We start from the raw sequence: 479 nt of genomic DNA, 5'->3' as shown, positions 1-479 counted from the left end.
GGCCGCATCGAGCATGCAGAGGCTGGTTTGGTCGAGAGACACATCGAGGCCAACATAGTGGAGCATGGCAGCAGCCCTTCCGGATCAGTGGATCGGTCCTGCAAGCATGCGCGACTCAGGACCGATTACGCCATCTCCCACGGTGAGCCTGGTGTAATGTAGGCCGTCTTTGCTCCGACGCCGGTGATCCAAGCTTGGAGGGCCTTCGCAACGAACTCCGGGCCGTTATCCGAACGGATATGGCCAGGCACGCCACGCAGGATGAACAAGTCCGAGAGCACGTCGATGACGTCGATCGCCTTTAATTTGCGGGCGACCCGGATCGCTAAGCATTCATGTGTGAACTCAACGACCACGTTGAGCATCCGGATCTTGCGCCCGTCATGCGTGCGCGCCTCGACAAAGTCATACGACCACACGTGATTGCGGTGTTCCGGGCGAAGACGGACGCAGGAGCCGTCGTTGTCCCAGATCCGCCC

Annotated in this window: 1 pseudogene; it reads right to left on the bottom strand. The window is 60.1% G+C overall.

Annotated features, from left to right (window positions below):
- Positions 1-134 precede the first annotated feature (134 nt).
- A pseudogene (locus MKK70_RS04800) lies at positions 135-479 on the bottom strand (DDE-type integrase/transposase/recombinase); the annotation flags it as partial.

Source organism: Methylobacterium sp. E-041, assembly GCF_022829665.1.
In the GTDB taxonomy this organism is placed as follows: domain Bacteria; phylum Pseudomonadota; class Alphaproteobacteria; order Rhizobiales; family Beijerinckiaceae; genus Methylobacterium.
Note: the sequence above shows the minus strand (reverse complement) of the source record. Positions and strands in the feature narration are given on the sequence as shown.